We start from the raw sequence: 21,530 nt of genomic DNA, 5'->3' as shown, positions 1-21,530 counted from the left end.
TGACCTGGGGAAACTGAGGGCGGATGCCCCCGCTTCCTATTTCGGTTCCGACCGGTCGCGGGGTGACGAACCTTCGGTAGCATCGCCGATGTGACGTGGCTCATGCCAGCCACTGAGGATGAAGGAGTTCCCGATGTTGAGCACCATGCAGGACGAGCCGCTCTCGCTGGCGACACTGCTGAAGTACGCCGCCACCTTCCAGGGCGACAGCACGGTGTCCACCTGGACCGGTACCGGCGTGCGGACCATGACCTACCGCGAGATGGGCGCCGAATCGGCTCGACTGGCGAACGCGCTGCGCGGGTTCGGCATCGGGGTCGGCGACCGGGTCGGCACCTTCATGTGGAACAACAACGAGCACATGGTCGCCTACATCGCCGTGCCCGCCATGGGCGCGGTGCTGCACGCGCTCAACATCCGCCTGTTCCCCGAGCAGCTGGTCTACGTGGCCAATCACGCCGAGGATCAGGTGGTCATCGTGGACGGCACCCTGGTGCCGATGTTCGCGCAGTACCTGCCGAACCTGAAGACGGTGCGCCACGTCATCGTCGCCAACGGCGACGCGTCCGCGTTGCAGGCCCCCGAGGGCGTGCAGGTGCACTCGTACACCGAACTGCTCGCCGCCCAGCCGGACACCTTCGACTTCCCGGTGATCGACGAACGGTCCGCCGCGGCAATGTGTTACACCTCCGGCACCACCGGTGACCCGAAGGGCGTGGTGTACTCGCACCGTTCCAACTGGCTGCACGCCATGCAGGTCTGCTCGCCGATGGGCATGGGCTTCAACGGATCCGACAACGTGCTGGCGATCGTGCCGCTGTTCCACGCCAATGCCTGGGGCCTGCCCTACGCGGCGCTGATGTCCGGCGCGAATGTGCTGATGCCCGACCGCTTCCTGCAGCCGGGCCCGCTGCTGGAGATGATGGAAGATCAGAAGCCGTCCTTCGCCGCGGCCGTGCCGACCATCTGGGGCGGCGTGCTCGCGGGTCTGGCGGCCAAGCCGCAGGACATCTCGCACCTGCGCACCGCGGTCGTCGGCGGTTCGGCGGTGCCGCCCTCGATGATGCGCGCCTTCCAGGAACAGCACGGCGTGCGAATCCTGCACGCCTGGGGCATGACCGAGACCTCGCCGCTGGGCAGCGTCGCGCACCCGCCCGCCGGCGTCACCGGCGAGCAGGAGTGGGAGTACCGCTACACCCAGGGCCGTTTCCCCGCCAGCGTGCAGGCGCGGCTGGTCGGCGACGACGGCAGCGTGGTGCCCAACGACGGAGAATCGCTGGGCGAGCTGGAGGTTCGCGGTCCGTGGATCACCGCCTCCTACTACTCCCCCGAGGGCGGGGTGATCGACCCGGACAAGTTCGACGACGGCTGGCTGCGCACCGGCGACGTCGGCAAGATCAGCCCCAACGGCTACCTCACCCTGGTCGACCGCTCCAAGGACGTGATCAAGTCCGGCGGTGAGTGGATCTCCTCGGTGGACCTGGAGAACGCCGTCATGGGCCACCTGGCCGTCGCCGAGGCCGCCGTCATCGGCGTGCCGGACGAGAAGTGGGACGAGCGGCCGCTGGTGGCGATCGTGCTGAAGGAGGGCACCGAGGCCAAGGCCGAGGAGCTGCGCGACTTCCTCGCCGACAAGTTCGCCAAGTGGCAGCTGCCCGAGCGGTGGACGTTCATCGCCGAGGTGCCCAAGACCAGCGTCGGCAAGTTCGACAAGAAGCGTCTGCGCGCGCAGTACGCCGACGGCGATCTGACCGTCACCACCCTGTCCTGAGCGTCCGCGGAGCCCGGTCGGTTGCGACCGGGCTCCGCGTGCTCAGGTCGCCGGATCGGTCCCGGCTCGCCGCACGCGCTTGGCCTGCGCGCGATCGATACGCGGATCCTCGGTCACCTCATAGCGTTTCAGGTACAAACTCACGAACGATTGCACGGTGGCGGTGGCCGGGATGGCGAGCAGCGCACCCACCGCGCCGAGCAACGCCCCGCCCGCCAGCACGGCGAGCAGGGCGACGGCCGGATTGACGTCCACCGTGCGCGCGGTCAGCTTCGGTTGCAGGACGTAGTCCTGTAGCTGCTGGTAGACGACGACGAACAGAATCACCCAGACCGCGTCCAGCGGCCGGATCGTGAGCGCGACCAGGACCGGCAGCGCCCCGGCCAGATACGTTCCGAAGGTCGGCACGAACGAGGCGACCACGCCGAACCAGACCCCCATGGCGATGGCGTTGGGCACGCCGAGCACCGCGAGGAAGATGCCGTGCGCGACCGCGGAGATCACCGCGAGCAGCGCGCGAGAGTATAAGTAGCCGCCGGTCTTCTGGATGGCGAGATCCCAGGCGTGCAGTACCGCGCCCTGCTTGGCAGGCGGCAGCAGCGAACACAGCGAGTGCCGCAGCTTCGGCCCTCCCGCGGTGAGATAAATACTGAACAGCGCGATGAGCAGCACCTTGGCCAGCCCGCCGACGATCGTGGCGGACAGACCCCACACGTGGCCCGCGGCGTGCTCGGCGTATCCGGTGAGCGTGTCGGTGTCCTCGGTCAGCTGGCCGCGCAGTTGATCGAGGGTGAATTCTTGGTTGAAGGTGCGATTCACCCAATCGACAGAGTCGTTCACCAGCCGCGGCAGTTCGATCACCAGGTCGTGGACGGTCTCCACCAGCAGCGTGCCGAGCGCCACGACGAAGCCGGCCGCGAACAAGAACACCAGCACGAAGACCACCGCGGTGCCGAGTCCGCGGGACATGCCGCGCGCGGCCAGGCTGTCCACCGCGGGTTCCATCGCCAGCGAGACGAAGAACGCCACGAACAGCACGACGAGCAACCCGATCAGCCGGTGCGCCGCCCAGTCGAGCACTTGGAACGCCCCGAGCAGCAGGAAGGTCAGCACCAGCGCCCTCGGCAACCAGGGGGGCATCCGCCTGCGGTCGGTTGCCGGGGCCTGCTCCTCGCGCGCCGCGACCTCGGAGCCGGTGGGCTCCGATGCCTCGGGACCCGGCTCGGCGTCGGGCGGGTGGGCGGCCACGAGCCCAGTGTGGTCGATCCCGCCGCGAATCCGCGGTTGCGACCCGCGGCCGGATCGGGGCCGCGCTACCGCGTGGCTCGGTCGCCGGTCAGGAAGTCCGAGATGGCGGCGCCGACCGCGTCGGGTCGATCGAGCATGGACAGCACGTAGGCGTCCTCGATCTCGATCAGCCGGGCGCGCGGGATCAATTCGGCCAGCCTGCGCCCGTGTTCGCGGGGCATCACCTTGCCCGCGGCGGACCACAGGATCAGCGCGTCGCCCGAGAAGCGTTGCAACGCTTCGGTGTTCGCGATGAGCTCGGATTTCGGGGAGGGGAACTTGGTGTAGGCGAGCAGATCACGGCGGATGCGCTTGTCGCGCAGGCCGGGTTCGGTCCAGCCGCGCACCAGGTCGTCGGGCAAGGGCGTGCGCGCCATCCACCCGAACAGCAGCGGCGAGGAGCGCAGCCATCGCACCCGTAATTGCCGCAGCGCCAGCGATACTCCACCGGGTAATGCGGTCGCGACAATGGCCATCTTGCCGGGCAGGCCGGGCGGGAAGTTGTCGAAGGCCTCGCACGGCAGCACGATCAGCCTGCCGACGCGCTCGTCGAGACCGTAGGCGGTGAGGAACAGCCCGCCGCCCCAGTCGCTGTGCACCAGGGTGACATCGCGCAGGTCCAGCGCGGCGAGAAAGTCCGCGATGAGCTGATTCAGCCCGCGCAGGCTCAGATCGACACCCGGATTCAGCGGAATCGGATGCGCGCCGAGCGGCAGATCGGGCAGCACGTAACGGAAGCCCGCAGGCAGCCGGTCGAGCACCGGGTCCCACACCGTGTGGTTCATCAACAGACCGTGCAGCAGCACCACCGGCGGGCCATCGCCGCGCTCGACATAGTGCAGTTGACCAGCGGGAAGATCGACCATCGGCATGGGATTCCTCCGTTCGAGCGTTCGCTCTAGAGCATTTGCTCTAGTCTGGAACGGTGACCGAGAGAATGTCAACAAGCACCCGTGATCGCCTCGTCACGGCGATGGCGGAACTGATACGCACCCGGGGCTACAGCGGGACCAGCGTCAAACAGGTCACCGTGGCGGCGGGCGCGCCGATGGGCTCGCTCTACCACCACTTCCCCGCGGGCAAGCCGCAAATCGCCGCCGCCGCCCTGCGCACCTCCGGCGCCGCCTACATCCAGCTACTCCCCCTGCTCATGGATCCGCTCGAAGACCTGCGCGAGGCGGTGCCCGCCGCCTTCGCCGCCGCCGCCGAACAGATCGAGCAGGCGGGATGGATAAACATGTGCCCCGTCGGCACTGTCGCCGGGGAGATCGCGGACAGCGAGCCCGCCCTGCGCGAGGTCGCCGCGGAGGTCATCGGAGCCTGGGTCGAGGAAGGCACGGACTACTTCGTCCGCCGCGGCGTCGAACCCACCGCGGCCCGCGACCTGATCCTGGCGATCCTCAGCGCCCTGGAGGGTGCATTCGTGCTGAGCCGGACACTGCGCACGGCAGACCCTCTGCATTCCGCCGGTCGCGCAATGGGAGCGCGGGTGGTGGAGTTGCTGGCCGGAGTTCACGACGGAGCCCAGGCGCGGTAGACCACCGCCGACGCGACCCCGTCGTGCACCCTGCGAACTTCGCCCCCGACGTGCGTGCTCCGCTCACCGGGGCGATCCCTCACTCGTAGGCGACCTCCCAGCGCTTGATCCCGTTGAGCCAGCCCGAGCGCAGCCGCACCGGTTCCTCGACCTGACGCAGATTCGGCATGACGTCCGCGATCGCGTTGAACATCAGGTCGATTTCCAGTCGGGCGAGGTTGGCGCCGACGCAGAAGTGCGTGCCGGTGCCGCCGAAACCGACATGGGGGTTCGGGTTTCGGAAGATGTCGAACGCGAACGGATTGTCGAACGACTCCGGATCGAAGTTGGCCGCGCTGTAGAACATGCCGATGCGCTGGCCCTTCTTGATCAGCTGGCCACCGAGCTCGGTATCGGTCAACGCGGTTCGCTGGAAGGCTGTCACCGGCGTTGCCCAGCGGACGATCTCGTCAGGTGCGGTGCGCGGGCGGTGCTCCTTGTAGAGCTCCCACTGCTCGGGGTGATCGACGAACGCCTTCATGCCATGGGTGATGGCATTGCGGGTGGTCTCGTTACCCGCAACCGCGAGCAGGATGACGAACCAGGCGAACTCATCCGACCCGAGCGCCTCGCCGTCGACATCCGCGTTCACCAACGTGGTGACGATATCGTCCATCGGACACTTGCGCTTCTCCTCGGCCAGATTCCACGCGTAACCCATGACTTCGGCGGTGGCCATCTTGTGGTCGCCCTCGAAGTCGGGATCGTCGTAGGAGATCATCTGGTTCGTCCAGTCGAAGATCTTCTTGCGATCCTCCTGGGGGACACCGATCAGCTCCGCAATGGCCTGCAGCGGCAGTTCGCAGGCGACCTGCTGAACGAAGTCACCCCGCCCCTCCTTCTTCGCCTCGTGCACGATCCGTTCGGCACGCTCGGTGAGTGCATCGCGCAGCGAGTTGACAGCTCGGGGAGTGAAGCCCTTGGACACGATCCGCCGGTTCTTGGTGTGCCTCGGCGGATCCATGTTGAGCATGAGCCCCCGCAGCATCTCCACCTCGGCGCGGGCGATGTCTCCGTTGAAGCGAATGATGGCGGTGTTCTCCTCCGACGAGAACACCTCGGGAGACTTGGACATCTCCTTGATGTGATCCATCTTGGTGACGACCCAGTACCCGCCGTCATCGAAACCGCTGACACCCTTCTCCTGCTCGCACCACCAGACCGGCGCAGTGCGACGAAGCTCGGCGAACTCCTCGACGGGCAGGCGTTCAGCCAGCACGGCGGGGTCGGTGAAGTCGAATCCTGCGGGAATGGACGGCGGGATCACAAGTACCTCCTTCGCGGCCTGCCTCGGCGCAGACCTCTCACTCGATTAGAACACGTTCTAATTCGATAGTTAAGCGCCTTGCCGCCTTACGGCGCGGATCAGGTGGTCGACCCCCGGGCTCAGGGAGGGTTCCGTGTGCTATCGGCTACAGGAGTATGTGTGGCGAGGCGGGCCAGGCAGGTGTCGACGACGTCGGCGGCCGAGTCGGGCCCCGCTTCGGCAGCCCACCGTTCGATGTAGACCGGCCCGAGGGCTCGGCCGACTCACAGTCCCCGATGTTCCGAAGGTGCGGCATCGGGGCTGGATCGTCGGTGGGCACTGAAAGGATGCCCGCGAACGTTGTCGAACGTGGGAGAAGTGCATGACGGACAAGGCTTTACGGGTGATCGGCGAGCTCATGGGTTCGGTGCCGCCGGCGGGTTCATTTGCTGCGCGTCGGACGGGCTCGGCGGAGAATCTGGTGATCGAAGTCGATGGGGTGGGGCCGATCCGGTTGCCGGTGACGCCGGCACAGGCGCGGCGACTGTGCGAGGTCGCGCGGCCGGCGCGGTATGGTCTGCGCGAGCAGACCCTATTGGACGCGAATGTGCGTGACACATGGGAGGTTCCGCGGGACCGGGTAACGGTCGACGAGCGGCAGTGGCGCGAGACGTTGCTGCCCATGCTGGACATACTGCGGGCCGAGCTTGGTCTGGCGCCGGACTGCGAGTTGTCGGCGGAGCTGCATTCGATGTTGGTGTATGAGCCGGGACAATTCTTTCAGCGCCATCAGGATTCGGAGAAGGCCGACGGCATGATCGGCACGTTGGTGGTGACTCTGCCTTCGGCGTTCACCGGCGGGGAGCTGGTGATCGAGCAGCAGGGGACGAAGGTCACCGACCAGGGTTCGCAGGAGGAGCTGTCCTTCGTCGCGTTCTACGGCGACTGCGAGCATGAGGTGCTGCCGGTCACCGACGGTTTCCGGATCACGCTGACCTACAACCTGGTGGCGAAGGGGCGTACCAGCCCGGACGCTGCCGCTTTCGCCATGCATCCGTCGGTCGCGTTACTGGCCGAGCAGTTACGCGCGCATTTCACCACACCGATGGAATTGTCGACGTGGTCTTGGCACCGCGAGCCGGCGAAACGCCCACCTCATCAACTCGTCTACCTGCTGGATCATCAGTATTCCCAGAACGGATTCGGGTGGGATCAGCTCAAGGGTGGCGATGCTGCCCGTGCTGGGATGATGCTCGCGGCGGCCGACATCGCGGGATATGACACGTCGCTGGCGCTCGCGGAGGTCGAGGACTCCTACGAGGAGGACTACACCTCGTGGATGCTGATCTATCGTCAGCGTTGGGAGCGCGTTGAGGACGGGTGGAAATGCGTCGAAAGCGCTGACGTGGAGTTCGATGAAGACGGGGAAATGGTGGAGCCTGTGCCCGATGACCCCGCGAGCCTTCCGGTGCTCTCCAGCCTTCCTTTGGTCCCGGGATCGGAAGATCTCGGCGAGCTGCGCTGGTCGACCATCACATTGACGTGGCTGATCGACCGGTCAGGGGCGGCCGGTGAGCCCGCTGTGCGGGAGGTCCGGGATGAGGAGTTGTGTACGGGCGCATCGAAATCGACGCTGGAGCCGTTCGCGTCGGAAATCGAGGGTTACATGGGCAATGAAGGAAACACCGCCAACTTCTGGTACCGGCGCGCGGCGATCATCATCCGGCCCCGTCAGTAGAACGTCGGGTTACGGGACGTACAGATCGCCGCCCGTCACGCTGAGCCACGCACGACGACGCGCTGTAGCGCAGTTCGGCGCAGGTGGTCGCATTGCTCGGTGTACGTTCCCATGTTCGATGTGCCCAGCGCACAGGGGGTCCGGGGGCGAAGCCCGCCGGGCGGGGCGTGGGGGTTGCACCCCCACAAAACACGACGAAATGAGCCCCGGCGAGCGCGCCCCGCGAGCACGGATCACCCAGCGAATGAAGTGCCCTCGGCGGGGCACACCGATCGCAGTACGAGACGGCCGACAGTTCGCAGTCGAAGTCCGGCGGAGTCGGGGCGGGTATCGTGCCGGGCGTGGACCGGCGAATCGTGATCATCGGAAACGTCGCTGGCAGCCACGCTCCGCGTCCGACCATCCGTAAGATTCTGCTGACCGCGCGGTGAGGAGACATCATGGCGGTCACGCCCGGTCTCGGTCTTGCCCTGCTCTGCCTGGCGCTGGTAGCCGCCGCGACCCTGGTCTACCGGCTGGCCCACTTGGGATCGCCGGCCGTGGTGCCCGCAGCGGCGGGTCGAGCAGTGCTGCAATTGAGCCTGATCGCGCTGATCCTCGCCGCAGCGCTGCGGCATGTGTGGTCAGCAGTGCTCGTGTTGCTCGTCATGTTCGGTGCGGCGGCCGTCACCTCGGCGCGTCGCGCCGAGGCAGGCCGGTCGGGGACCTGGCTCGGGCTGGCCATCGCCGCGGGCATCACCGCGGTGCTGCCCGCGACCCTGCTCAGTGGAGTCGTCCCGATCCATGGCGTCACCCTCGTGTCGATCGGCGGCATCCTCCTCGGCGGCACCATGACAGCGACCTCGCTGGCAGCGCGGCGCGGCTTGGACGCCCTCACCCAGCGACGGGGCGAGGTCGAGGCCGCGTTGAGCCTGGGGTTCCCCGACCGGGCGGCCCACCTACTCGTCATCGAGGACACCGCTGTCGACGCGCTGATACCGGGTGTGGACCAGGCCCGCACGGTCGGGTTGGTCACTCTCCCCGGTGCTTTCATCGGCGTGCTACTCACGAGCGGGTCGGCCGTTCAAGCCGGTGCCGTGCAGATCCTGGTCCTGATCGGGCTGATGCTTTCGCAGGCTGGCGCGGTCGCGGTGACGGTCGAACTGGTCGCGCGAAGACGTGTCCACCGTGCTCGACCACACTGAGCTCCGTGCTCAGCTGCCCGGAGCCGATCGGCACCCACCAGCGCCCTTCCCGGCATTCGATCCAGCAGCCGCAGCCGCACGTCCAGCGCTCGGGCTGTGGGATTGGTCATCGAAAGGAAATGTAACGCCTGATACATTTCTAGTCGTGACGGAGATGGGTTCGCTGACGCGGTGGGTCGTCGTACTGGTGAAGTTGCCTTCGGAGCCGTCGCGGCATCGGGTGGCGGTGTGGCGGGAGTTGCGCCGGGTGGGTGCGCTGTCGCTGGGGCACGGCGTGTGGGCAGCCCCTGATGTCGCGGTCTTCGCAGCGGGCATCGCGCGGGCGTTGGAACTGACCGAAAAGGCAGGCGGCCAAGCGATTTCGTTGCAGGCATCAGGCGCAAGCGCAGCTGATGCGGCGCGGTTCGAGGCGATGTTCACCGCTGCCAGAGAAGAGGAGTGGTCGGAATTCGTGGCCGACTGCGGTAAGTACGAGGCCGAGCTGGACAAGGAGATCCGCAACGCCAAGTTCACCCTTGCCGAGCTCGAGGAGGAAGAACAGAGCCTCGAACGCCTGCGACGCTGGCATCGCGACATCAAGGCGCGCGATGTCTTCGGTGCACCTACCGCCGCCGGGGCCACGCAGCGGTTGCAGCACTGCGCGCAAAGGTTCACCGACTACACCGAACGGGTCTTCTCCGCGCTGCATGCGCCGGATCCGTCCGCAGGCAGTGCGCTGTGATGACCGGTCCCACGCCGCCGGTGCCACCCCGCTGGCGGATGTGGCCGCTCTACGCGGCGGGCTTCACCACTGCGTTCGGCGCACACGGCATCGCGGCGAATCTGGGCGCGGAGACCGGTGATCTGCGTACTTCGCTGCTGTACCTGGGGTTGCTGCTCGCCCTCTACGACGGTGCCGAGGTGGTGTTGAAGCCGGTATTCGGGTCGATCGCGGACCGGGTCGGGGCTCGTCCGGTCCTGATCGGCGGGCTGATCGCCTTTGCGGCCGCGTCCGCGGTGTTCGTGGTGGTCGACGACTCCGGCTGGCTGTGGCTGGCCCGCCTCGGCCAGGGCGCTGGCGCCTCGGCGTTCTCGCCCGCGGCGAGCGCGCTGGTCGCCCGGCTGCACCCGAAAGCCAAGCAGGGCAGAGCATTCGGCAGCTACGGGTTCTACAAGAGCATCGGCTACACCCTCGGTCCGCTGCTGGGCGGTGCCGTGGTCTGGGTCGGCGGGCTGTCGCTGCTGTTCACGGTCATGGCGGTGCTGGCGGCCGGGGTGGCGGTGTGGGCGGCATGCGCGGTCCCGTCGGTTCCGCCGCTGCCCCGTGCCAGGCAAACCGTCGTCGACCTCGTGCGGCGGCTCTCGGAGGGGTCGTTCCTGCGGCCGACCGCCGCACTCGCCGCGGCAACCGCCGCACTGTCGGTGGGCGTCGGATTCCTGCCCGTGTCCGGGGCCGCCGCAGGTCTCGGACCGCTGGTCACCGGCGCTGCGGTTTCGCTGCTGGCGGCGAGCGCTGCGGTGGTGCAGCCGCGCGCGGGGCGGGCGATGGACGACGGTCGTCTGCCCGCGCGACAGGGGATCGCGGCCGGACTGGTGATCACGGCGGCCGGGCTGGGATGCGCCATGCTCCCCGGTCTTGCCGGTGTACTACTGGCCGCGATCGGCATCGGGATCGGGACCGGCCTCATCACGCCGCTGGCGTTCGCCACCTTGGCCGCCGACACCCCCGACGAGCGAATGGGACAGACGATGGGCGCCGCCGAACTCGGCCGCGAACTCGGCGACGCGGGCGGACCTCTGCTGGTCGCCGGTGTAGCTGCCGCGGCGACGCTCACGGTCGGCTACGCAGCGCTGGCCGTGCTCATCGCCGCCGCGCCGGCGCTGGTAGCCCACCGAACGGGCCCCCGAGTCACCACGACAGCGGGCTGAGAACCAACTTGTCGGCCGCGCTACTCCGGCAGCTCGAGGGTGCCGACGTGCCCCAGGTGACTCACGGCCAGGCCTGCGGCAAACAGGACGAGCAGCTCCTTGGCGCCTAGCTCCCGTTCAACCGTTCTGACCTGCGCATATGCAGCGCAGGTTGGTGCCCTCGGCAGGATTCGAACCTGCGACACCCGCTTTAGGAGAGCGGACTACGGGTGTTTTGCCTGGTCGGGCGTTGGTCGGCATCGTTGGTGGTAATGGCCTGACCTGGAAAGCGAAATTGCTTGCGTTGGTGCGTGATGGCTCCGACTGGTGCTGCTGCGTACGAACTGCGTACCAAAGCGGCGGGACTGACACCCCCGCCGCTTTGTCGTGTCCGGTCCACGGTGGCCCTGGTCTGGGTTGGCCTGCGCATGAAGGGGGCTGGCTACCCGCCTGCCCCGTAGGGCCTGCCCTTCGTGCGCAGAGGCTCGCGGGTCAAGGGTGGCGATAGCCATCACGTAGTGACGCCGACAGGCGCCCTTGACGCGTGAGTGGCGCACGAACACAATGCAGGCCAACCCAGACCAAGGCCAAGCGGCCGCAGGCTGCTCCATCGTCCCCACCGCTACCGGATTCTTTCAGCAACTCATTCGCTCAGGTCAGCCGGTCGGGGACGTAGGAGAAGCTGTGCCTTGGAGCGGAGTTCGGCAGCTTTCGCCTGTTTGTCCAAGTACCACGGGGTAGTCAGCCTGAGCACTTCGTCAGCGGTGGCGTTCAAGTCTTCCGCCAGGCTTGGCAGGGCATCTGGCGTGGCTATCGTGATTATCGTGTGCGGCGGGTCCGTCGGAGTGAGTTGGTAGCGCCACTCGATCGTTCCTCGCTCGATCGGAGTCAATCGCTCGTTGCCGTCGCTGTCCAATTCGCACTGTAGGAGCGGAGCGTCTACGAGCAGGACAGGAAGGACAATGGAGTGGATCGTGTCTTCCCCGCGACGCGCTTGCTGGTGCCACCGTTGAATCCCCGCGGCGGCTTTGGCAGTCGACAGCATGGCCCCGAAGGCAGCATCCTGGTTGTCGCCCGCGAAGGCCCGCACTAGTGCGTACCCGTGGGGGCTGTACCCATCAAGAAGAGGAAGCTCAGCAGACTCAACCCGTAGTGGCCGAATCCATTTCCGATCGGGGGCAACGAACCGCTGGTCCCTCCGTGCCGTCGAGGACATCCGGGTAGGGCCGTCAGTGAAGAGGATCCACGGCTTGTCCTTCGACGATTTGCACTCGATAGCAAGGCTGACCTGGACTACCGCGTATTCGTCATCGGGGTAGGATCGCCGAGCGTACGCGTAGATGTCTGTCTCGCGTTGTTGGCCGGTCTCGACATCGGCGTAGTACCAGCCCAAGGTCGTGTCAATGTCGTTCGCCGCCAGCACTCTGGCTGTGCGCATCTCAAGGGGATACCCCTGCTCACGGAGCCATTTGGCGATCTTGGCCGTGAACTGTCCGTTTTCGTCCATTGCGGTCAAGTACACCATCTTGGACGTGGCCATGTACTGGACCGCTCGATCGAAGGACTCATCCCCGAACAGAACTTCCAGCTGGGTCGGCTGCAACGGTCACGGCGCGGTGTGCGGCAGGTGATCTACGAGGCAAGCGAGCGAAGCTCGTGCGGCAGCACCGTATGGGAGTCGGCGCGCTGGTGGCCGTCGATTGGCGTAGATGCCGGCCGATTCGGGCTCGGGAATTCCGTTCAGCAATTCGGGTCGGGCTTCGTGGCGTTCCGGTCTACCGCTCGGGTCAATGCTGTCAGAGCTGCCAAGGAGTCCGGGCCGCCTGCTGATAGCGCGTGCGCGTCGCCGACGTGCCGACGCGCCGGGGCGGTGAGGTACGAGCAAGACCCGCTGCGCGTCGTCGCGCGGCGGCGGCGCGCACGCGCCGCCGCAGGCGCCTTGACTCTATATAGCGAATTTCAGCAACCACTCGTGGAACGTGAAGTGCGCCTGGAGAATCGAGGGCATGACTGGTCTCGCGCTGACGCCTGAACGTCGAACCGAGCTGGCCGCGCTGCTCGAGGATGGGCCACGGTTGATGGCGGAGTATCCGAAGGTCGCCGAGTATCTGGATACCGCGCCGATGCTGTCGGGGACTGCGAACCCTGAGGCTGATGCGGCGTTCGATCTTCGGTTCGTGCACTTCATGACCGGTGGTGCTACAGAGTTCGGCAATCCCTACTGGGAGATAGTCGGACCGGCCGTTGGGACTGATGCCGAGCGTCGGGTGGTCAACGGCGGGAGCTCGAACGGCAGTGTTCGGCTGGGTTTTGTGCAAACGATCCTCCAGGCCGCCTACACCTATGCGATCCCCTCGCCCGCGACGCTGGACTGGGTAAAGACCTTCAGCGGCGGGCGCACGGTGGTCGAGCTGGGTGCCGGTCGCGGGTACTGGGCGTGGCTGCTGGCGGGTCAGGGTGTGACGGTGAAGGCGTTCGATTCCGAGCCCCCGGACGCCTGCGCGAATCCGTCCTTTCCGGACGCTCCGGGGCAGCCTGCGGTGTGGTTTCCGGTCGGCGGTCTCGATGAGTTCGCCGCCGAGCTGGATGAGGATTCGGTGTTGTTCCTGTGCTGGCCGCCGGGCTGGGGTAACTCCATGGCATCCGAGGCCCTGGAGCTGTTCGAATCGCGGGGTGGTCGGCGCCTGGTGTTTATGGGTGAGCCCAAGGGCGGAATGACCGGTGACGATGCGTTCTTCGATCGGCTGGCGGCGGACTGGTCGCTGGAGAGCGTCGATGAACAGTATGTGTCCTGGTGGAACCTTGCAGACGTCGCGCAAGGCTGGGTTCGGCAACCGTAGCCGGAAACGAAACATGGCCCGGTCCGCGGTGGGATCGGGCCATGCTCGGTTGTGGTTGGTCAGGGTTGTGGCTCGAGGTTCATGCGGAAGACGAACGAGTCGTAGCGGTCCTTGGGATAGGACACGTCGGAGACCATCAGCACTCGTCCATCGTTCTTGAGGAACCGCTGGTGGACGGTTTTCACCAGCTCGCCGGATCCGACCTCGAGCCAGACGGCATGTGTCGGTGACGGCGGCCGGTCGGCCAGCGTCTCTTCCAGCTGCTCGGCGTCGGCAACGTTCGTGCCGGGCAGTTGGTAGCTGTCGGAAATCGAAGTCGGGCGCCCGAATTCGGAGGCGGCGACGGTGATGTGCTCGATGTCGTCACCGGGATTGATCCCGAAGATGTCCGCCAGTTCGGCGTCCGCTGGCACTATCGACGACTCGCGATCGATGCGGACTCCGTCGTCTCCTCCGGCCGCTTCGTTGCCGAAGGTCACCTCGGGGTCCTCCATCTGCCGCTCGGGTGAGATGCGAACCAGGGTCGGCCGGGCGGCGACGAACAAGCCGCGCCGTTCGATCGCGGTGACAAGCCCCTGGCTCAGGAGTAGGTCCCTGACCCTGCGGATGACGATCTCCGAGACGTTGTGCTGTTTCGCCAGCTCCGCGTAGCTCGGTAGTTGTGTCCGGGCGGGTAGAGCGCCGCTGCGGATGTCGCGTGCGATCTCTCCTGCGATCCGGACGTACGCAGGTTCAGTCATGGATTACCCCTTCGCTCGTATCGGCCGTTCTGTCGATACACAACTGCGTATACGCAAATAGTCAGGCTACGCGCCTTCGCGCGCTTGCGCGTCAACCCATCTTGCAACTGCGTATACGCACAAGCCTTGTGCGTATACGCAACTGCGTATACGGTGTTGCGTATGCACAGAAAGTGCACTGGTCAAGGCACAAACAAGGAGCAGAGATGGCACTAAAGGATGTGTGGTTCAGCGTGAATTTCGGTGAGGCGTTCCCGATGGGGCTGGTGCTGATGGGCGAGGTCCAGCCGATGACGGAGTTCAGTTCGGACCGTAACGCGCCGAAGCGGCAGCGGGTGGACCTGGACAACGACGGCAACGGCACGGGCAAGCGTCTGTGGAAGGGCACGGTGACCGATCCCGCGGGTTCGGGCGCGAGGAGCACTTCGTTCGATGTGACGTTCGTGGCGGATGTGCAGCCGGTTCCCTCGGCTGCGCCGCTGATGCCCGGTATCACTCCGATCGTGTTGGAGGGCTTGCAGATCAAGCCGAAGATCCAGGGTTCGGGTGAGTTCAAGTCGATTGGCTGGACGATCCGGGCCACCGGTATCGCCGGGGACACCTCGGGTGCGAAGCAGGCTCCGGCCGATCCGGGTGCGGCCCGCCAGGCGAAGGCGGCCTGACGATGAGCGCGGCGGACCAGACGATGTCGGCGGGGATGCGTTGGGCGCGTTGGTCCGCCGTGGTCATCATCCTGAGCGTGGGAGCGGCGGCGTTCCGGCTGTCGTTCTCCACCCTGGAAGACCTCGCCGAGCTGGCGCACATCCCCGAGCAAGATGCGTGGCTGTTCCCGCTGATCGTGGACGGCACGATCCTGCTGGCAACGGCTGGGGTGCTGGTGTGCTCCGGCCGGGAACGCCGGTTCTTCGTCACGGTCCTGGTGGTCGGCGCGGCAGTCTCGGTGGCGGGCAACTCACTGCACGCGGTCGCGGACGGTCGTGACCTCCCGCCGTGGGCTGCCGCCATGGTCGCGGCTATCGCTCCGATCAGCTTGCTCGCCGACACGCACGGTCTCGCGCTGTTGTTCCGTTCAGCGCAACGCCGTTCGGCTCCCGCGCCTGTCGCGGCTCCGGCCGAACCCGAGTCCGTATCCGATCCCGTCCCGGTGTCCGAGCCTGCTGCGGCTCCGGCTGCGGTGACGGCTCCTGATCCCGAACCGGTCACCGCTGCGCTTCCGGTGCCGGTTCTCGAGATTCGTCCGGCTGCGCCGCGTGTGGTCGCGCCGGTTCCCGTTCCTGTTCGTTCATCGCGACCGGTGCAGCAGATGCTGCCGATCGCTGTCCCTGTTGGGGGTGCCTGACATGTCGATCTCGTTCGTATCCAGCGGCCGGATCGCCGACCCGCCCGAGGCGGAGTACCGGCCTGAACACGAGTTCGTGTACGGCGGCGGCAAGTACACGGCCAACGCTGCCGCCAAGGTCGGTGTGTTCTTCGGATCGGACCTGACGCTGTGGCTTCACATCGATGACGCGCGCGTCCTGGTCGCCGAGGTCGCTGCGGCGTTGGCCGAACACGACGCGTTGGCCTACCGCGTCGATCTGGTGAAGGCGGCGGCGTAATGACCACGCTGACAAGCCTTGTCGTCACGGGCGGCAGTCTCGCCGCGGCCGGTGGTCTGGCCTGGCTTCGCCACCTCGGCTCGGGTCCGCGCCCGCTGACGGTCGCCGACATCGTCGCCGACGCCCCGCCCGAGCTGCGGACCGCGGTGTCGATCCTGGCTGAACCCTCGCAGACCAACCTGATGCTCGCCGCCCTCGGTCTGGGGTCGATCGACGGCGGATTCCCCTACGTGGAGCGCTACGACTACACCGACCACGGCCTCGATGTCGAGATTCTGATGCTCGGCGGCCAGTCCTTGGCGGATTGGTCGAATGACGAGACCTTGGCCCAGTTCGCCACCTATCTCGGCGTCCCAAAGGTGACAGCGTCGTCGCCTGCTCCGAGCTGGGTCCGTCTCCAGGTGAGGGCGTGGGACACCCTCGCTGCCCCGTCAGTGTTGCCGGGTGCGGTTCACAGCGTGGTGGACCTGGAGGCGGTCCCGGTCGGGGTCACCGAGGACTACGAGACCTGGCGGCTGCGTGTCCTGTACGGGCACATCCTGCTCGCCGGTGCCACCGGTTCGGGTAAGGGTTCGGTGTTGTGGTCGATCCTGGCCGCTCTCGGCATGGCCATCCTCACCGGTCTGGTGGATGTGTGGCTGGCAGACCCGAAGGGCGGCGCGGAGTTCGGCCGCGGCGAGAACAAGCTGTTCGTCCGCTTCTCCACCGACACCGCAACCATCCTCGCCATGCTCACCGAGGCGGTCGAGGAGATGCGTGAGCGCCTGGCCCGGATGCGCGCCCAGGGCATCCGCAAGATCGTCCCCAGCACCGACGAGCCGCTGATCCTGATCATCATCGATGAGGCCGCTTCCCTGTCCTCCTACGCCACTCGCGACGAACAGCAGGAGTTCCGGCGCCTGACCGGGCTGCTGTTGTCGCAGGGTCGCGCGGCGGCAGTGTCGGTGATCGCAGCCTTGCAGGACCCGTCCAAGGAGACGATGCCGAACAGGCAGCTGTTCCCGATCCGCATCGGCCTCCGGTTGGACGAACCGACCCAAACCACCATGGTCCACGGCCAAGGTGCCCGCGACCGCGGCGCGCGCTGCGACGAGATCAGCGAACACACTCCCGGTGTCGGCTACGTCGGCGAAGACGGCTCCACCGGGTTCGTGCGGGTCCGCGCCTACTGGGTGGACGACGCCGCCGCCGATGCCATCGTCGCCACCTACTCCCCGGCACCCGAAATCACCGGTCCCGCCGAGGATTACAGCGACTTCAACCCCGACGACCTCGGCGACGGCACCACCGACGGGGATGGGCTGGTGGCGGCATGAAACGCGGATTCGTCACCGAAACCCACGTCGTCGTCTACTGCGAGTCCTGCGGTGACCACTACACCGAAGGCAAGAACGAAGCGGTCTGCTTCGACTCCATCACCCAGGCCATCACCCACCTGAGCTTGCAGTCCGCCGGTGTCGGCTGGCTGTTCGACGGCAACACCGTCGTCTGCGACGGCTGCCGGGCCACCAACTACTGCATCGAGCACGGCCACACCTTCCCCAACACCTGGCACACCACAGTGTGGCCGCTGGGTGCGACCACCCGTTCCCGCACCTGCGACCGGTGCGGACTCCCTGAAATCGAGGCACAGCCATGAGCAAGGACACCAACCGCAAGACCAGCGGGGCCCGCTACGCCGACAACGTCATCGACCTTCAGGCTCGCCGTCGCTGCCAGCTGGAGGCCCGTGGCCTGGACCCGATCGCGATCGCGGTCAACGTCTTCGCCGAAACCGGTGCGGTCCTGGCCTGGAGCGCCAGCGACGACTACGACGGCGGGGACTGGGCGGCATGAGCACCACTGAGCAGGCGCGCGGCTACTGGAAGCCCGGCGCGGGCATTGATTTCCACCGGGTGGCGGTGTCTGTCGATCGTGGCCGGGTGCGCGAATCGTGCGAGGTGTTCGCCAATGTCGTTCCCGCTGCCGAGCAGGGCCGACAAATCCAATTGGTCTTGCACAAGGAAACACAGTTCGCGGCTGTGGCGCACCTGGCCATGACCGTAGACGACGCGATCGCAGTAGTACGTGTGCTGCAAGCGGCGATCCGCCAGGCGGCCGGAACCGATTCGCGAGGTGCGGCATGACTACTGCGGACCCGAAATCCCCTGACCGCCAGGTGAATCCGATTGTGCAGGCCGCGGCTGATCAGGTCGCCGAGGGCAAGCGGCGTCCCCGCAAGAACCTGCATGAACCCTGCCGCGGCCAGCTGTCGCTGTTCGATTCCAAGGAAGGAACCTGGTCGTGACCACGAAAACCCACACCGACCGCGACCCGTTCGACCTGCTCGGCCTGGCCGTGCTCAACCTCGGCGGCTGGCTGATCACCGGTGCCGCCGTGACGATCTGGTGGGCGGTGCTGTTCCCGATGATCTCTATCCCGCTCGCCCTCGCGGTAATTGCCGGCGCTTTTCTCGGCCCGGTCGCGGCGGCCGTGGTGGTTGGGGTGTTCGCCGCGGGGATGGTGCTCTGGCGCCGCAGGAGTCCGGAGACCTTCGAGCGGTGGATCACCACGCGGGCAAAGCACCGGTTCCTGACCTGGCTGCGCTACCGCCGACGCTGGGCACGCCTGATGACCGCCTGCCACCTGACCGTCACCACCGACGACCGCACCGCCACACCGCGCCTGCTTGCGGTGCAGATCGGCGACAGCGTGGATCGGGTGCGGGTGCGGATGCTGCCCGGCCACTGCCCCGCCGACTGGGAAAACCGTGTCGAACACCTCGCTCACGCCTTCGGTGTCCTGGAATGCCGCGCCAGGATTGTCGGCCCGTCGACGGTGGAACTGGCGTTCCGGCACCAGGATTCGCTGGCCAAGCCTGTCACTCTGCCCTCGGCGCAGGTGGAGTGGTTGTGGGATCAGAAGGACGCAGCATGAACGCCCCGACGTTGCGCCTGCTCTCGCTCGGGGCCGGTGTCCAATCCACCACTCTCGCGTTGATGGCCTGCCGTGGTGAACTCCCCGGCTTGGACGGTGCGATCTTCGCCGACACCGGATGGGAACCACCCGCCGTATACGCCCAGGTCGACCGCCTGGAATCCGAGTTCGCCACCGCCGGTATCCCGCTGCACCAGGTGTCGAAAGGACACCTGCGCAAGGACTCTCTCGACTCCGACCACCGGTTCGTATCCATCCCGTACTTCACCCTCGCCCCCGAAGGCACCATGATCCGGGAGGAGATCACCGAACCTGATACCAACGGCCAGCTCGTCATCGTCGGGTATCGGGAACGCCCGGCCACCCGCCGCGAACGCGAAGGGATTGGGCGGCGGCAGTGCACCGCCGAATACAAGATCGCACCCATCAACCGCGCTGTCCGCATGCTGCTCGGTGCTCCGGGACCTCGGTATCTGCGGGTGCCCAAGGGCCGCTATGCCGAACAATGGATCGGTTTCAGTACCGATGAGATCGAACGCGTCAACGACCGCCGCGAGAACAAGTACACGGTCAAGCGGTTCCCACTGCTGGAGCTGAACATGTCGCGTAAGGACTGCGAACGTTACCTGCGCCGCACTGGGTGGGGTCACACCGTCAAATCGTCGTGCATCGGCTGCCCTCACCACCGCAACGACTACTGGCGCGAAATGCGCGACCACCGACCCGACGAATGGGCGGATGCGGTCGCTTTCGATCACGCCATCCGTCATGGCGGCGCGAGTGCGAAACCGCTGCGCGGTCAGGCGTTCCTGCATCGCTCGTGTGTTCCGTTGGAGCTGGCGCCGATCGACCGGGTGACTCGCGCGGAGTGGAAGAACCGTCAGCTGGATCTGTTCGCCGACTACGCCCCCGACCTTGATGACGACGACACCGACGACGGGCCGGATTGCTCCCCGTATGGGTGCATCTCCGGGGCCTCCGTCGGCAACGACCACAGGAAGGCAGCATGACCGTAACTCAGGCCATCGGCACGGCCCCGGTCGGTGCCGTCGCCCCGAACCGTCAGACCGCAGCCGAGCGTCGTGCGATGCCGAACCTGAGCGACATCGCCGAATCGGTGGCCGAGGAACAGGGCGTGTGTGCGCGGGTGGTGCCGATGCGGGCCTTCGACACCATCACCGGCCGTGTGTCCTACATAGGTGCTCCGTGCAAGGCCACCGTGGCGAGCACCTGCCCGGCGTGCGCCAAGGCGAACAAGTCCGTCCGCGCTACGCAGCTGCGGGAGGGTTGGTGCGCCGAACACGAACCCGTGCAACCGGAACCGGTCATCACCGAGGCACAGGCACAGGTGTTAGCCGCACGCGCGGACCTGTTCAGCAACTACCACGATGCCCGCCGTGAGGGTGAGCACGAACTCGCGGACGCGGTGAAAGCCCTCGTGGCCGATCTCGATGTCGAGCTTCGCGAACTCGGGGTGCGGGGCCGTCTCCCGTCGTTGGACCCGAAACCTGCTCGTCGCGCGAAGTCGACCAAGCGGCGCGATGATCTGCCGGACCTGCCGCGTAAGAAGGTCGCCCGCACGACGATCGGCACCGCCTACGCCAACGGCAAGTATCGGCCGTCGACGTTCAATACCCTGACCGTGGATTCCTACGGGCCGATCAACCGTGTGCGTGACGAGGAGACCGGCGAGATGGTCTCCGACGGTTCGCCTCGTGACCCGGATTCCTACGACTACCGGCGCGCTGCGCGTGACATCATGCACGTCAAAGCCTTGTTCGAGCGGTGGGCGCAGAACCTGCGGCGCGCGGTCGGCTGGGACGTGCAGTACTGGGGCTCGGTCGAACCCCAGAAACGCGGTGCCCCACACATCCACCTGGCGATCCGGGGTTCGATCCCGACCAAACTGCTCTACGCGGTCACCGCGGCGACCTTCGTCAACATCTGGTGGCCGCACTTCGACCACGAGGTCTACACCGACGACAACATGCCCGTCTGGGACTACACCGCCGGTACCTTCGTCGACCCGAGCAATGGCCGCGCGCTGACCTATTGGGACGACGCCTTGGATGTCATCAAGTCCGTGGATGACATCGAACCGGCGCACACGATGACGTTCGGGGGCCAGTCCAAGCCGATTCAGATCATCGCGGGCACACCGGAGATGGATCGCAAGGTGGCCTATCTGACCAAGTATCTAACCAAGTCGGTGGCTGAGGTTCTGGAGTCCGACAGTGCGCGGGTGAACCGCCACTACGACCGGTTACACGCCGAACTCCAGCGGACCCCGTGCTGCCCGGAGTGCCCGGTGTGGCTGCGCTACGGCATCGTTCCCAAGGGCGCCAGCGAGAAGACTCAGCCGGGTCGGTGCCGTCGCCAGAACCATCGCCGTGACCTGCTCGGTGTCCCCGGCAAACGCTGCGTGTCCTCCCGGAAGTGGAGCAACAAGACCATCCCCGACCACAAGGCCGAACGCATGGAATTCGTGCGCCAGCGCCTGGCCGCGATCGGCATCATCCCGCCCGATACCTCGCATCTGCGTATCACCCCGGTCGGACCGGGGGACCGGGACGCGCCACCACGCTCACACCTGATCATGGCGGCGGTGTCGGCCAAACTCACCGACCGCGCGCAGTACACCCGAGCCTGCCTCGAGGTCGCCGAAGGACCACCCGGAGACGACTCGGTTTCACTTGAAACCATTGCAGCACAACAAGATTCGACAAATCAGATGGCGGCATAGGAGG

At 66.6% G+C, this 21,530-nt stretch carries 23 protein-coding genes; 18 read left to right on the top strand and 5 right to left on the bottom strand.

Features of this window, described 5'->3' with window-relative positions; translation table 11 throughout:
• Positions 1–133 precede the first annotated feature (133 nt).
• Positions 134–1,771 carry a long-chain fatty acid--CoA ligase gene (locus NL1_RS01765; protein WP_067833601.1) on the top strand — a complete coding sequence of 546 codons (1,638 nt, stop codon included), beginning with the start codon at positions 134–136 and terminating at the stop codon, positions 1,769–1,771.
• 42 nt (positions 1,772–1,813) lie between these two features.
• Here the strand turns inward: NL1_RS01765 and NL1_RS01760 are convergent, their stop codons facing one another.
• Together NL1_RS01760 and NL1_RS01755 are read right to left on the bottom strand one after the other, a co-directional pair.
• A complete protein-coding gene (locus tag NL1_RS01760; RefSeq protein WP_067833401.1) occupies positions 1,814–3,019 on the bottom strand; it encodes an AI-2E family transporter in 1,206 nt (401 codons plus the stop codon).
• A 65-nt stretch (positions 3,020–3,084) separates the two neighbouring features.
• Entirely contained in the window at positions 3,085–3,930 is an 846-nt protein-coding gene (locus NL1_RS01755) for an alpha/beta fold hydrolase (RefSeq protein ID WP_067833399.1), read from the bottom strand.
• A gap of 65 nt (positions 3,931–3,995) precedes the next feature.
• Here NL1_RS01755 and NL1_RS01750 point away from each other — a divergent pair, with 65 nt between their 5' ends.
• A complete protein-coding gene (locus NL1_RS01750; RefSeq protein WP_067833396.1) occupies positions 3,996–4,595 on the top strand; it encodes a TetR/AcrR family transcriptional regulator in 600 nt (199 codons plus the stop codon).
• A gap of 79 nt (positions 4,596–4,674) precedes the next feature.
• Here the strand turns inward: NL1_RS01750 and NL1_RS01745 are convergent, their stop codons facing one another.
• The gene (locus tag NL1_RS01745) at positions 4,675–5,901 is read right to left on the bottom strand and encodes a cytochrome P450 (RefSeq protein WP_084510215.1); all 1,227 of its coding nucleotides are present in this window, start codon (positions 5,899–5,901) and stop codon (positions 4,675–4,677) included.
• Between the two features lie 361 nt (positions 5,902–6,262).
• Here NL1_RS01745 and NL1_RS01740 point away from each other — a divergent pair, with 361 nt between their 5' ends.
• The 4 genes from NL1_RS01740 (at position 6,263) to NL1_RS01725 (ending at position 10,710) form a co-directional block, all read left to right on the top strand.
• Positions 6,263–7,618, top strand: a complete 1,356-nt coding sequence (locus NL1_RS01740) for a 2OG-Fe(II) oxygenase (RefSeq protein ID WP_067833393.1) — start codon at positions 6,263–6,265, stop codon at positions 7,616–7,618.
• 440 nt (positions 7,619–8,058) lie between these two features.
• Positions 8,059–8,802: an ABC transporter permease gene (locus tag NL1_RS01735; protein ID WP_067833390.1), complete on the top strand. Its 744-nt coding sequence runs from the start codon at positions 8,059–8,061 to the stop codon at positions 8,800–8,802.
• A 154-nt stretch (positions 8,803–8,956) separates the two neighbouring features.
• A complete protein-coding gene (locus NL1_RS01730; protein ID WP_067833594.1) occupies positions 8,957–9,523 on the top strand; it encodes a Chromate resistance protein ChrB in 567 nt (188 codons plus the stop codon).
• Complete coding sequence (locus NL1_RS01725) at positions 9,523–10,710, top strand: MFS transporter (protein WP_067833386.1); 1,188 nt, start codon at positions 9,523–9,525, stop codon at positions 10,708–10,710. The genes NL1_RS01730 and NL1_RS01725 overlap by 1 nt, the downstream gene beginning before the upstream one ends.
• A gap of 622 nt (positions 10,711–11,332) precedes the next feature.
• Here NL1_RS01725 and NL1_RS01720 read toward each other — a convergent pair.
• Positions 11,333–12,229 carry a hypothetical protein gene (locus NL1_RS01720; RefSeq protein ID WP_156094598.1) on the bottom strand — a complete coding sequence of 299 codons (897 nt, stop codon included), beginning with the start codon at positions 12,227–12,229 and terminating at the stop codon, positions 11,333–11,335.
• A gap of 466 nt (positions 12,230–12,695) precedes the next feature.
• Here NL1_RS01720 and NL1_RS01715 point away from each other — a divergent pair, with 466 nt between their 5' ends.
• A complete protein-coding gene (locus NL1_RS01715) occupies positions 12,696–13,529 on the top strand; it encodes a class I SAM-dependent methyltransferase (protein ID WP_067833379.1) in 834 nt (277 codons plus the stop codon).
• 59 nt (positions 13,530–13,588) lie between these two features.
• On the opposite strand, the gene NL1_RS01710 is transcribed toward NL1_RS01715, so the two are convergent.
• The gene (locus tag NL1_RS01710) at positions 13,589–14,269 is read right to left on the bottom strand and encodes a GntR family transcriptional regulator (protein ID WP_067833376.1); all 681 of its coding nucleotides are present in this window, start codon (positions 14,267–14,269) and stop codon (positions 13,589–13,591) included.
• Between the two features lie 257 nt (positions 14,270–14,526).
• Between NL1_RS01710 and NL1_RS01705 the strand changes: the two genes are divergently transcribed.
• The 11 genes from NL1_RS01705 to NL1_RS01660 are packed head-to-tail and all read left to right on the top strand — an operon-like array spanning position 14,527 to position 21,526.
• Positions 14,527–14,931: a hypothetical protein gene (locus tag NL1_RS01705; protein ID WP_245673040.1), complete on the top strand. Its 405-nt coding sequence runs from the start codon at positions 14,527–14,529 to the stop codon at positions 14,929–14,931.
• A 2-nt stretch (positions 14,932–14,933) separates the two neighbouring features.
• Positions 14,934–15,608: a DUF2637 domain-containing protein gene (locus NL1_RS01700; protein ID WP_067833369.1), complete on the top strand. Its 675-nt coding sequence runs from the start codon at positions 14,934–14,936 to the stop codon at positions 15,606–15,608.
• 1 nt (position 15,609) lies between these two features.
• Entirely contained in the window at positions 15,610–15,867 is a 258-nt protein-coding gene (locus tag NL1_RS01695) for a hypothetical protein (protein WP_067833366.1), read from the top strand.
• A complete protein-coding gene (locus tag NL1_RS01690; RefSeq protein WP_067833363.1) occupies positions 15,867–17,183 on the top strand; it encodes an FtsK/SpoIIIE domain-containing protein in 1,317 nt (438 codons plus the stop codon). The genes NL1_RS01695 and NL1_RS01690 overlap by 1 nt, the downstream gene beginning before the upstream one ends.
• Positions 17,180–17,506 carry a hypothetical protein gene (locus tag NL1_RS01685; protein WP_067833360.1) on the top strand — a complete coding sequence of 109 codons (327 nt, stop codon included), beginning with the start codon at positions 17,180–17,182 and terminating at the stop codon, positions 17,504–17,506. The genes NL1_RS01690 and NL1_RS01685 overlap by 4 nt, the downstream gene beginning before the upstream one ends.
• Positions 17,503–17,703: a hypothetical protein gene (locus NL1_RS01680; RefSeq protein ID WP_067833357.1), complete on the top strand. Its 201-nt coding sequence runs from the start codon at positions 17,503–17,505 to the stop codon at positions 17,701–17,703. Before NL1_RS01685 ends, NL1_RS01680 begins: the two co-directional genes overlap by 4 nt.
• On the top strand, positions 17,700–17,993 hold the full coding sequence (locus NL1_RS01675; protein WP_067833354.1) for a hypothetical protein: 294 nt from the start codon (positions 17,700–17,702) through the stop codon (positions 17,991–17,993). The genes NL1_RS01680 and NL1_RS01675 overlap by 4 nt, the downstream gene beginning before the upstream one ends.
• Positions 17,990–18,154: a hypothetical protein gene (locus NL1_RS38480; protein ID WP_169813568.1), complete on the top strand. Its 165-nt coding sequence runs from the start codon at positions 17,990–17,992 to the stop codon at positions 18,152–18,154. Before NL1_RS01675 ends, NL1_RS38480 begins: the two co-directional genes overlap by 4 nt.
• A complete protein-coding gene (locus tag NL1_RS01670; RefSeq protein WP_067833351.1) occupies positions 18,151–18,783 on the top strand; it encodes a hypothetical protein in 633 nt (210 codons plus the stop codon). The genes NL1_RS38480 and NL1_RS01670 overlap by 4 nt, the downstream gene beginning before the upstream one ends.
• Positions 18,780–19,793 carry an adenine nucleotide alpha hydrolase family protein gene (locus NL1_RS01665; RefSeq protein WP_067833348.1) on the top strand — a complete coding sequence of 338 codons (1,014 nt, stop codon included), beginning with the start codon at positions 18,780–18,782 and terminating at the stop codon, positions 19,791–19,793. The genes NL1_RS01670 and NL1_RS01665 overlap by 4 nt, the downstream gene beginning before the upstream one ends.
• Positions 19,790–21,526: a replication initiator gene (locus NL1_RS01660; protein WP_067833345.1), complete on the top strand. Its 1,737-nt coding sequence runs from the start codon at positions 19,790–19,792 to the stop codon at positions 21,524–21,526. The genes NL1_RS01665 and NL1_RS01660 overlap by 4 nt, the downstream gene beginning before the upstream one ends.
• Positions 21,527–21,530: the final 4 nt, after the last annotated feature.

The organism is Nocardia lijiangensis NBRC 108240 (assembly GCF_001613045.1).
GTDB lineage: Bacteria > Actinomycetota > Actinomycetes > Mycobacteriales > Mycobacteriaceae > Nocardia > Nocardia lijiangensis.
The sequence above is the reverse complement of the archived record's forward strand: the minus strand, read 5'-3'. Positions and strand labels throughout refer to the sequence as shown.